General features: G+C 34.2%; 6 protein-coding genes and 3 pseudogenes. 2 read left to right on the top strand and 7 right to left on the bottom strand.

The window, feature by feature from the left end; genetic code table 11:
• Positions 1-33 precede the first annotated feature (33 nt).
• Positions 34-572 (bottom strand): annotated as a pseudogene (locus U860_RS31705) (IS6 family transposase); the annotation flags it as partial.
• 453 nt (positions 573-1,025) lie between these two features.
• On the opposite strand from U860_RS31705, the gene pssA reads away from it, so the two are divergent.
• A complete protein-coding gene (pssA, locus tag U860_RS0118475) occupies positions 1,026-1,517 on the top strand; it encodes a CDP-diacylglycerol--serine O-phosphatidyltransferase (RefSeq protein WP_025149676.1) in 492 nt (163 codons plus the stop codon).
• Positions 1,518-1,693: 176 nt separating this feature from the next.
• Here pssA and U860_RS37035 read toward each other — a convergent pair.
• From U860_RS37035 to U860_RS0118455, 5 genes and pseudogenes are all read right to left on the bottom strand, one after another.
• Positions 1,694-1,765, bottom strand: a pseudogene (locus U860_RS37035) (IS6 family transposase); the annotation flags it as partial.
• A 111-nt stretch (positions 1,766-1,876) separates the two neighbouring features.
• Entirely contained in the window at positions 1,877-2,476 is a 600-nt protein-coding gene (locus tag U860_RS0118470) for a TasA family protein (RefSeq protein WP_025149675.1), read from the bottom strand.
• 274 nt (positions 2,477-2,750) lie between these two features.
• On the bottom strand, positions 2,751-6,992 hold the full coding sequence (locus tag U860_RS0118465; protein WP_025149674.1) for a S8 family serine peptidase: 4,242 nt from the start codon (positions 6,990-6,992) through the stop codon (positions 2,751-2,753).
• 408 nt (positions 6,993-7,400) lie between these two features.
• Positions 7,401-8,042, bottom strand: coding sequence for a response regulator transcription factor (locus U860_RS0118460; protein ID WP_002175152.1), 642 nt, complete (start codon positions 8,040-8,042; stop codon positions 7,401-7,403).
• Between the two features lies 1 nt (position 8,043).
• A complete protein-coding gene (locus U860_RS0118455; RefSeq protein WP_025149673.1) occupies positions 8,044-9,876 on the bottom strand; it encodes a GAF domain-containing sensor histidine kinase in 1,833 nt (610 codons plus the stop codon).
• Between the two features lie 652 nt (positions 9,877-10,528).
• On the opposite strand from U860_RS0118455, the gene U860_RS0118450 reads away from it, so the two are divergent.
• Positions 10,529-11,782, top strand: coding sequence for an ATP-binding protein (locus U860_RS0118450; protein WP_025149672.1), 1,254 nt, complete (start codon positions 10,529-10,531; stop codon positions 11,780-11,782).
• A gap of 115 nt (positions 11,783-11,897) precedes the next feature.
• Here U860_RS0118450 and U860_RS36525 read toward each other — a convergent pair.
• Positions 11,898-12,292: pseudogene (locus tag U860_RS36525) on the bottom strand (rhodanese-like domain-containing protein); the annotation flags it as partial.
• Positions 12,293-12,294 lie beyond the last annotated feature (2 nt).

The raw sequence follows: 12,294 nt of genomic DNA, 5'->3' as shown, positions 1-12,294 counted from the left end.
AAAACAAAAGAGAATAAAGCACGTATATTCCTAACGGATTCGCTTCTTTATAATGCGATGATCTTACTATTTTATTCAAGTACTTTTGTTGTCTAAGTCGCATACCGTTAGGTATGCTTTTCTTTTTTCAACTGTCCAATTGCTATAGGATAAGCTGGATTCTTATCGACTGTTATCACACGTGGCTTTGAAACATGAAAAGACCGCAAAGCTTTCTTGAAAAAGCGCCTTGCAGCCTTATGATCTCTTGTTTTGCTTAGGCAAAAATCGTTTCCGTTCGAATCAACAGCACGATACATGTACATCCATTGACCCTTTACTTTGATATATGTTTCATCGACTCTCCAAGAGTCATTTATTTGTTTGAGGTAACGTCGGATCCGTTTGTCCAATTCAGGACCATATTGATAAACCCAACGCATAATCGTTGTATGAGAAATGGATAAACCCCGTTCCTCCATCATTTCCACCAAATCACGAAAACTTAAGTTGTACCGTAGGTATCATCTTACCGTTAATAAGATAATATCAGGCTGATAGTGCTTCCATTTGAACCAATTTTTCTTTTCCATACCGATTACACACCTATTTAGAGCAATAGTATCTGTATGTCCAAGTTTTAGAGATGATTTGTAATTACCTTGAAGTTTTTGCACCAAAACCTGGATTAATGTGTTTCCTGTAGTTCTACGCAGTAGACTACCTTTATTTAAAAAAATTACGGACAGGATCAATCTTAAACTTATAAAAACCAATACATCTAAAACGAGAGTGGTTGGTCTTATCTACCAGCCGGAGGAAAATGCTTGACTACCCAATACTTCAACTATCGGGTGCTAATGTACAACAACGCGTACCGAAAATGATCCAACATTTTTATAATCCAATATAACGTACAGGAAATCGACTTTTCTCTTGTCGAAATTTACGTAGCGTACAGTGGTCATATATTTTTAAGAATAACGGAAGAATATATAGAAAATGCTACATAAATGTGAAGTTTGATCAACTTAGGAGGGACAACCTTGTTCAATCAGGTAGTAAAAGCTGTACCGAATTTATTTACGATTGGAAATTTATTGTGCGGTGTTTTTTCAATTACCATGAATATGAGTGACTATTTGGTAGTAGCCTCCATTTTCATTTTCTTGTCAGCTGTTCTAGATCTTCTTGATGGAAGGATTGCAAGAAAATTAAAAGTGAACAGTGAGTTTGGTGTAGAATTAGATTCCTTAGCTGATATTGTTAGTTTCGGAGTTGCTCCTGCACTTTTATTTCATTCGATAGCAACACCATCTATTTTAACTTCTTTGGCATTTATCCTTTTCCCAACGATGGGTGCTTTAAGATTAGCTAAATTTAGTGTTAAACCAACTATTGGATATTTTAAGGGATTACCTATTCCAGCTGCTGGATTAACATTGGCTGGTATGGGGTTGTTTTCATATAGCAATGCATGGATTACATTAATCCTCGCTCTCTTAATGGTAAGTCCAATTAGGTTTAAAAAACTTTAATTGTGGTCCCACCCATCGCCATTAAGACTTTATGGAATATCGTTTTTTTGAGGAAGACTATAGAAATATTAAAGAGTAAGTATGACTTCAATAAGTAATTGCTATAACATATTTCAGGTTCTGTTGCGAAGTTTGAAATAAGCATAAACAGGTTGGTAAATGAGGAACAATGTATAGGAGGTAGCTAGTAATTGTTGAAGTTCATTGTACGTTGAAAAGGCGGAGTCTCTTTGAAGACTTCGCCTTTGGTAGCAAGAATCCCACTGACATTAGTCAGCTTGCCCCTTTAGGGGGGATCATCATTAGGAATATATGCGCTTTATTCTCTGTTATTTTTGCACCAAAACCAATCATTATTTTTACTTTTCTTCACCTTTTGTCTGCATTGAGTTGAAAGTCCAATTTAGATGTAATGCATCTCCTTGGAACACATTTTGATCTTCGCCGTTATCTACAAATGTGAACATCACATAGAAGGTATCATCATCCCCTGGGGCAAGTCCGTTTTCTTCTCTGTCTAAAATACCTTTTTGCACAAGATCAGGAATATTCCCATTTTGTGTACCTTTCTTCAAATCAGATAATGTAGTCGACCATATTGGAACCTCATTTTTATCCAAATTCCACAAGAAATCAACACGGATATGATCACCCAAATCAGCATTTCCATTATCTCCTTTATCATCGATTACAGTGTAATCAGTCAGAAGCTTCACATCTCCTATCGCTAATGTACCTTTGTTAACTAGTTGAAACCCTCGTTCCATTTCGTCACCCGGTTTAAGATTATCTATATCAATAACAACTTTAGGATCAACACTCAAATCTAAGGTACCAGCTGCAAACGTGTTTTGTGATACTTCCTTATCACTGAAGTACGCATATGTACCTCCACCAATTAAAGATAGACCAAGAGCTGCAGTTACAACACCCATACCCAGTTTTTTCTTAATACTCATTTCACAAGTCCCCCCATTATTAAAGTTCAAACTACATATCCATCCCACAACCAATAATAATTAAGCAAATACCTTATCCAGTAACGAAAACTAACCATCTTTAAATTATTTACTTCATGTAGAGATTCAAGTATCCAAATAGCTATCGCTTTAAGACTACTTAAAGAATAACCGGTAATGTTACAATGAATCATTACCGGTCCAATATTAGTAACTCCCATTTGATTCTAAAATCATTATTTTATTGTTTAGCTTACTATAGAATTGTGCCCACTTATTTTTTTGGTTCTAATCCAATGGAACGCAAGATTTTATCTAACGTCACTGGCCCCACATTTTCTTTCGGTTTCTGATTTTCTTTGGCATCTGGACCCTTTTTCAAGAAATTCTTCTCTATCAAGCGAATATCTGTTTCATTTACAACACCATCTTGATTGACATCGCCATCTTTTACAGTCACTTTTCCTTTTCCATATGATAAAGCTGCTATTCTAGCATCTTGAATATCTACCACTTTGTCGCCGTTCACATCACCTGCAAGGTTGTCATCCATATCAGCTCTAAAGTTTTGTCCCACTAATTCTCCATCCTGCATTTTCCCTATTTTTGTTGTTAGTTTACTATTTAAATGACCTGGCATTTCTACGAAAATATCATATTCTTTATCGCTTACAGGAACATTATGAATTTCAAATTGTCCATGATCATCAATCGTTCCTGTATATTTCTTTCCATCCTTGCCAACTACGTACACTTTTGCTCCTAGTTTTGTGTAGTCGTTCTTACCTAAATAACCATCTTCATTCAAGAATGCTTCTGGTCCGATATACCCTCTAACTGTAGAATGCTTCGAAATAATAGAGAAGGATTTATCCTTAAACACAGGAATTTCAACACCTTCTGCTGCACCAGATTTTGTATAAGAGAATTTATCTGCTCCAAATGCAGTTAAATCATTAAAATATTCATCGCTTGTCATTTCGAATGTAACATCTAAAAATGGTGAGTCTCCATCTAACCCTTTAAATTCTTTTCCTTCTAGCAACGCACCAACTTTCACCTTGTTTTCCCACGCTCCTTCTGTATTTATCTTTGGATCTTCTAATTTAAGATTTAATCCATGTTGTTTTGCATATTCCGTAAGCGCTGAATTTGGTTTCACATCTGTAAATTTAAATAGCTGCTTGTTATAAGGAATTTCAAATGTACCTGACATAAGTTGTTTCACATTATTGAGATTTAAAGTTAATGTAATTTTCTCTCCTAATTTGATTTTATCTTTGTCATAGCTTGGAACAGCGTATTCCGTTCCCTCTTTAACAAAAACATAGTCTTTAAATCCTGCTGCCATATCCCCTGCAGTTGCAAGGTCATATCCAAATAATTTTAAAGTTAACGGTTCATTTATTTCCTCTGGAAGTACTCCAAATTTAAAATCACCATTTGCTTGAATTGTATTCAGCCAACCTGATGGAAAGGCCGAGTTTTGATAATATACAATTTGATTAGCTTTTTGGTCATACTGCAGGCCTTTTGCCTTTAATGCATCCACTGTAGAATCATAAATATTACCATGTACCCATAATGCTCGCTGACCGTCTTCTTCTTTAAACATGGAATCATTTACTTCATGTATACCAGGTTGTACATCCTTAAATTTCATTTCAGGTATTACATTATCAATGATAATGCTATCGCCTTTTGTATAAGATTTTCCTTCTTTATCATATCCAACGAAATTCAATTCGTAATCTCCATCAGGCAACATAACAGGTTTATCCCCGATTGGATGAGCTGGATCTCCTGTGAATGGAAGTACATACCCTCCCATACCAGAAAACATCATATATTCAACATTTGGTGTTAGACTGCTTGCATTAAGTGTACCAACGACTCCTAATGCCTTTCCTGTTTTTCGATCCTTCACAACTGCATCAATGGTTTCAAGAGGACTATTTAATTTAAATGCCAACGGTGAACTTGGTCTTTCCATAAATGGATGGAATTTTGATGCATCTGTTGCCATTGCGTCTCTCAGTAAATCTAAAGACGCAATCCCTTTTTCTGTGAATTTAACTGCAAATGGCACTTGATATACTTCTTTTTCATTGTTTTTATTTGAAATATGAATATATCCCTCATATCTACCGAATTCAGCGTTTTCTGGAATGATAATTTCAGGGCTAATTTCCCCTGATGTACCAGGAGCCACTTTAATAAAATCTTGTACGTTCAGCTTCACACCATTCTTCGCTGCGTCCTGTACACCTACACTTGTTGGTGAAAACTCTACTTCTAATTTGAACTCTTTCCCGTCTGTTTTACTGCTGTTCTTAATTAAGACTTTTCGACTATCTTTAATAGGTCCATTTCCCAATTGATTTTTATACCCGAATGTAATAGAACCTGTTTTTTCTTCAATTTCTACTTCTTCATCATTTACAACGTTTGATGTTTTATCGATAACCTCGATAGATGTATCTGCATGAACTGCACGATACGCATCAATTCGTCCTGATCCCACCTCAAATACAGAGCGCTCTTCTTTTAAATCAACTGCAGTATTCATAAGTGCTTCTTTTACTTCAAACGGACTATAGTTTGGATGTTCTTGTAAAATGAGTGCTGCTACCCCTGCAGTATGCGGAGTTGCCATAGATGTACCTGACATACGTCCATACGCTACCGGATAATTTTCTCCATCCTTTGGATCATTAATATATTCAGGAACAGTAGAGAAAATAGACACACCTGGCGCTACAATATCCGGCTTAATATCATCTGTTTTAGTTGCAGGACCACGAGAGCTGAAATCAGCTAAGTGATCTCCCTCTGTTTTTATATTATTAAGTTCTCCAAATGCTAAAGCCACATCCCCTTGGACAGCGTTTGCTTGTAATTTCTCACCATCTACTTTTGTTAAGCGGAACGATGGAATAGATGAAGTACTTTCTCCAAGATAACTAGTGATTTCACCATCAACATTGTTATATACAATGACAGCCTTTGCGCCTGCTTCCTTCGCATTCTTAATTTTTTCATCAAATGTAATCTCACCGCGTTGGATAAGCGCTAATTTTCCTTTTACATCTTTTCCTGTAAAATCATCTGATTTCCCAAGTCCTGCATATACAACCGATAAGGATTGACCTTTTAAGTCTTCAAGCTTATCAGTAAAGCTTTTTCCAAGTAGCATCATCTTATCCACATGTAAATCACCTGCAGAGGCAGAAAACGTTGGGATAGACATCGCAGCGTCACTTGCTCCAACTGTAATTGGAAGTGCCGCCGCACTAGGTGATCCAATTGTCCCTTCTCCTGGACCACTATTACCTGCCGCTACTACTGTAACAACACCAGCTAACATGGCATTGTTCACTGCCACAGAAGTAGGATATAAAGGATCATTAATAGCCGCACCTAATGATAAATTGATAACATCCATATCGTCTTTCACTGCTTTATCAATCGCAGCAAGAATACCGCTTGTTTGACCACTTCCATATGGTCCTAATACACGATATGAGTATAAATCTACATCTGGAGCAACGCCCTTAACTGCATAATCTACATTATTCTTTTTGTCTGCAGCAATTGTCCCAGCTACATGAGTACCATGGGATGTATAATATGCACTTCCCTGATAAATCTCAGGATAGCCTCCAGAATTTTGCCAATCCTTATACGTTGTCTCCATTGGATCAGCATCATTATTAACAAAGTCCCATCCTTTTATTGAGTTCGGATCTATTTTGCTTGGATCTTCGCCTTGTTTTGCACGATATCCTTTATATGCATCATTTAAATCAGGGTGGTTATAATCAATACCTGTATCCAGTACTCCCACCTTAATTCCGTTGCCTGTTATTTTTTCATCGTGCAGCTTGTCCACACCAATTTGTGGTACACTATCTGCCATTTTTGGCTCGATCCCCGCCTTAGCTGTTTCTTTCGGCAAATCAATTTTGACCTCACGATCTTCCCATACACGCTTAACAATACCAGTACGAACTAAGTCTTCAATCATATTTGCTGGTAACGACATTGCTACACCATTAAAAGCATTCTTATATTCTCTTGTTATTTTGGCAGATTTAAAATTCGTCCCTTTATCTTTCTTCTTTTGAAGCTGTTCAAGCTCTGTTTTAAATCCTTTATGTGATGCCTCTACCTTTTGTTCCGCATTTGAAAGAGCTAACTTTTTCCCTTTAGCCGCTTGTTTTAACACCTCAATTTTGCTAGGCGCTTGCTTAAATTCTACAATTACATTCACATTATCAGGGCTAGCTGTATTGATGCCTGGTGAAATAACAAAACCTGGTTTTGTATCTAACGTTTTTAAAGCAATACGTTGTTCCTTTGTAAGTCCTTTCAATACAGCATTTGCATCATCAATACCAGTTAAAGTAGATGGATTTACCCCTTCTGCCAATACGTTATATGGAATTCCTTGAGACAATAGCATACCAACTGTTAGCGTTCCAATAAGAATCTTTCCAAATTTCCTTCTTTTCATATTGCATCTCCCCATTATTAAAATTATTTTTCTAAAAAAATTGCTTCTTAACTTCCCATTTAGCATTGAAAATTCTATTAATCTTAAACCTTTATTTCATATAATTAAGAATTTCCAACACTACTACCATCCCCACACCTCATATAACTAACCACTCACTTTAATTTTTCTATAAAAGCCCCCCACAATTTATTTTCAATAACAGATTTTCATAAAATGGATTATTAATAGGGTTAAACTATAATTCTGTTTTTATTATTTCACATTCTGATTTTTCTGAAAATTGAACAAAAGGAGTATTTTTATTCTAACGATTCTACGTCTACATAGTACAAAAGAACTATCTTGCCCCTTATTCTTTGTAATATAGAATAAAGAAACACGATAGTTCTTTTAAACACCTTTTATTTAATCCAGCGGAACCAATTGATTTCGAACAGCATAAATCACCGCTTGCGATCGACTTTTGACATTCAGTTTTTTAAAAATTTTATTGATGTGAATTTTAACTGTTTTATCACTAATATATAGAGCTTCAGCAATTTCTTTATTACTAAGTCCTTTTACTAGTTCAAAGAGAATTTCCTTTTCACGCTCTGTCAGTTCATTTTCATTTGGTTCTGATTTCATTTTTTGCTGATGATATGTAATTAATTTTTTCGTCATACGCGGATGAATAACTGAATCGCCTTGATATAACATTCGAATTGCTGCCACTACCTGTTCCGATGATGAATCCTTCAATAAATAACCATCAGCACCAGCTTGAAGGGCATCCATTAAATACTCATCATGCTCATACATTGTAAAAACAAGTACTCGGCAATTAGGATAATTCTTTTTCACTAATCCCGTAGCTTCAATTCCGTTCTTCCCTGGAAGATTAATATCCATCAAAATACAATCCGGTCTGCATTCCTCTACTTTCTCCAATACCTCATCCCCAGAGCTCGCTTCTCCAACCACTTTCATATCAGATTCAACCTCTAGTATGCTCCGAATTGCGTCTCGTAAAAAAGCATGATCATCCACTACTAATATTTTAATCATTTTACGCACCCCTTGTTTGTGAATCTGGAATTAACAGTGTAATTTCTGTCCCTTTCCCTACAGAACTATCAATCTGTAAAGTAGCCCCTAATTGTTCAGCTTGTTCATTCATATGTAATATACCATAATGTGGCTCACGTTTCGTTTTAACCATAGACTCAAATAGTGAGAAACCGACTCCATTATCCTTAACCTTTAAAAGCACGTGCTCACTTTGATAGCTTAGCAAAACATGAATTTTTTCTGCTTGTGCATGTTTAACAATGTTTTGTAAACTCTCTTGTAATGTATCAAAAATAACTCTTTCTTTCGAAAAACTAAGCGCACGTGAATTACCTCTTTCATGATATGTAATATCTAGTTCATATTCTTGTTTTAAAGATTTTATTTTACTTGCTATTGCCTGCTTAAGCCCTAATTGCTGTGTCGGATACGGTTTTAAAGCATAAATAGAATAGCGGACTTCTCCTAAGCTTCCCCTTAAATCCTTTATACTTTTCTCGACTACTTGCTGCATATCGGTTGGTTTATCATGGTATTTTTTCTTAGCGGATTCTAGTTGGAATATCACCCCCGCCAATGTTTGCGCGATGCCATCGTGAATTTCGCGTGCAATTCTATTTCTTTCTTCTAAAATCATTCTTTTTTCCTGTTCAGAAATCAATATCCTTGTTTTAACTACGTTAGCTAATTGGTTAGAAAACGTAGCTAAAGATTGTACATCCTCCGGAAAAAAACCCGCATTTCTACTTTTTCCTGCAACAAACATTCCAACTAATTCATCATTCACAATAAGAGGAAAATATACAAGCGAGCGTATGACATCATCAAATATTTCATCTCCAGGCGCCGTACCAGTTTTCCAATCATTAAAAACAAGATTTTTTGAGATTTCCTCAAACGCCTCGATTTTATCTGAATGATCAGAAATATCAAGTTGGACTTTCCCATCTTTTAATAGAAGATTCCAGTTTCCATCATCTTTTGTCCATATTACATATGCTTGTATGCCAAAAAAACCTTTGAGTGCTTGTTTGATATGTTTCAAGTTTCCTCCGGTTAGTCCACGACTAATTTCTGTTGTAATAAGAAACAGTTCGTATAATCGTTCCTTCTCCATCCTAATTCGTACAGAAAAAGAACTGATAACTGAAATTGCTACAAGTGGAAAAAAGAAAAACAGTACTGTAATCTCATTTATTTCCACACTATATGTACTAATTAATACATGCATCAGAGCAGCATAAGATACACCAAAAGTTTCACAAAGAAATACTGTTACGGCTTTTTTATACCACTGTTGTATCGAATACGGCTGTGGGAGGAGTACCATTAACAAATCGTAAAAACGGTTGTTGAAAAAACAAAAAAACACGCAAAATAATAACAAAGATATTAAATTCTCATACAGAGCTGACATATCCATTCCGCTAATCAATAACGACAGACATTTATTTGAAAACCATTCTGCCAAGATCAAACTAAGAGCATGCTGGGTACTATTAAATAGCATTCTTTGTACCGGTGAACGACGATGCAGGTGAATAATTAGCGTAACGAATACAATAGTAATAATAGTTATATGTATTCCGAACTGCCAACTCATAGCGTAAATTATTGGAAAGGTAAGCGAGCTAGTTCCTCTCCAAAATCGTACAGGAAAATACTCTGCAATCCCCATAAATATTAATAACAATATTAGTATTGTTGGATGAGAAGGGATTTTAATTTCAAGTAAAGATATAGTTATAGTAATCAAACCAAGAAAAGAAATAAAATAAAGATAAAAACTAGCAACTTTTTCTCTCATAGAAATAGAATTTACATCTTTCAAAACAGTCCCTTCTTTCTTTATAAGAATTCATTTTCTCTATTATCCAACAAAAAACCGGCACTGGCAAAATGGAAGAACTCCCACTAGCCAATCACCGGCTGTGTACTATACCTAAAGAGGCAAGACACAATACTAGTATAAATTTCTTTTCATACATTTTCTATTGATCAAATGATGTAATTATACATATCATTGGACGTAATCTTATAGTACAAAAGATATATGAAATATGAATCATGAAATTACATTGTTGAACACTATTTGTTTTTAGGTAAATCAAACTAACAAAAAAATAATAATTTTTATTTTTTTCTTTGTAATTTAATACATTTCATGTTAATATGGCGAAGGTTATAAAATAGATATCGTCATTCACAGTTTTTTTACAGAATATTCACTCCAGTCAAAACGTAACTATTCCAGTAATTCACTTCATGTTTTACCTATACAAGAGCTACTTTTAATTTTTTGTACATAACTAAAAGTAGCTTTTTATTTCTATCTTCCTCATCGGTTCTAATATAAATAATAAAATAGCACTTTTGCAAGTGCCCTTCCCTTTCTTTATAAAGATAGAAGGTCTAGTAAAACCAAACACCTAGATTAAACTCATTCATAACCCTACTTATAAACTATCAGAGAGGCATAAACTATGGGAATTCCTACGCTCTTAATAAATACCTTTATTATTATTATTTGTATCCTTAGCTATCATGTATTTTGGCTGGAACATAAAGAAAAAATTGCATACAATAATATATTAATTTCTGTTCTTTCCTCCATTGCAATTATTTTTTGTATGACTTTTCCTTTTCATTTACATGCTGGATTTATTTATGATTTACGCTTTATTCCTATCATTTTAGTTTTTCTATATGGAAATACAAAGAGCATTATTTGTATTGGAGTTTTATATCTTTCTTATAGATTTTACTTAGGTGGAAGCGGAGTCTTCCCATCATTTATTATCTTTACTATTATTTCTATTATTACAATCATGTTTCGTTACTTGTCACCTACTTATTTCAAGGAAAAGAAGATATTATTAAGTATTCTACTTATTTTGATATGTACAACTTCCCTTTCTATCTGCGGTATTGTAACGCAAATAAATACAGGTGGGAAAATTGACTCTACTCTCATCGAATTTTTATTTAATTATATAGTCATAAATATTTTCACAGGATTATTATCAGTTTATCTAATAGAAGGAATGATTGATAAATTTAAAATGAAAGAAAAAATGCAAAGGGCAGAAAAATTTTATATAGCTAGTGAACTAGCTGCATCTATTGCGCATGAAATTCATAATCCACTAACCACGGTACAGGGATTCACTCAGTTATTAAATGAAAAGGAACGCTCTAAACTATCTCAAGATAAATACTTTGAAATTATGTTAATTGAAATGCAACAAATACAGGCTACTATAAATAACTATTTATCTTTAACCAAACCACAAAACATTGTTAAAGAGAAACTAGATATTAATCACATTTTGAATCAGGTAATAGATACAATTTCACCACTCGCTCTATCATGGAATGTTGAATTAAAACTGAATATTGTAGACTCCCTTTTTATAAATGCTGATTCTGAGAAATTAAAACTGTGTCTAACCAATATCATACAAAATGGAATTGAGGCTATGAAAAATGGTGGAGTATTACAAATAAATATACAAAAAATAAAAGATAATATTGTAATTGATATTATTGATACAGGAATTGGAATGTCTTCTCAACAAATAAAACGAATTGCTTTGCCATTTTATTCAACAACAGAAAAGGGTACTGGGCTTGGTACTATGATTGCGTACAGTATTATTAAAGAATTAAACGGAGATATAGAGATAGAAAGTGAACTAGGAAAAGGAACACACTTTTCTATCACTATCCCCTACTAATATAATAGAAGATTTATTTAAATGATATTATTTTGTAGTTTATATAATAATATAAAAAGAGGACGTAACTATTCGTCCTCTTTTTATATCTACTTACCTTTTCCACTCTATTAAATTAATTATAGTATGGTAATCCTGACTTTTTCCATGCAAGGAACCCTCCTTTTAAATTGACTACTTCTTTTAAACCAGCTCTTTTCAAAATACTAGCAGCAATAGCAGAATGTACCCCCGTTCGCAACCTGTAGGAACTTCTTCTAGCTGCTCAAATAAATTACCTAAAGCAATAAGTATTGCATCATGAAGGTGTCCTTCATCCCATTCTTTTTTACTAAGCACAGCAATAACCTTAACACGTCCATCCTTTATTAACGGATATAATTCATTTGATGCTTTTTCCTTATAACTCTCTAAACTATGTAATTTCCCAATTAATTTTGAAGGTGCAAAAGCAATAATATTATCTAATCCAATAGACTCAAAGTCTCTAATTACTTTCTCCACTTTAACCA

It is taken from the genome of Bacillus sp. H1a, from assembly GCF_000633475.1.
Classification (GTDB): domain Bacteria; phylum Bacillota; class Bacilli; order Bacillales; family Bacillaceae_G; genus Bacillus_A; species Bacillus_A paramycoides.
This window is presented reverse-complemented; position numbering and strand designations above follow the sequence as displayed.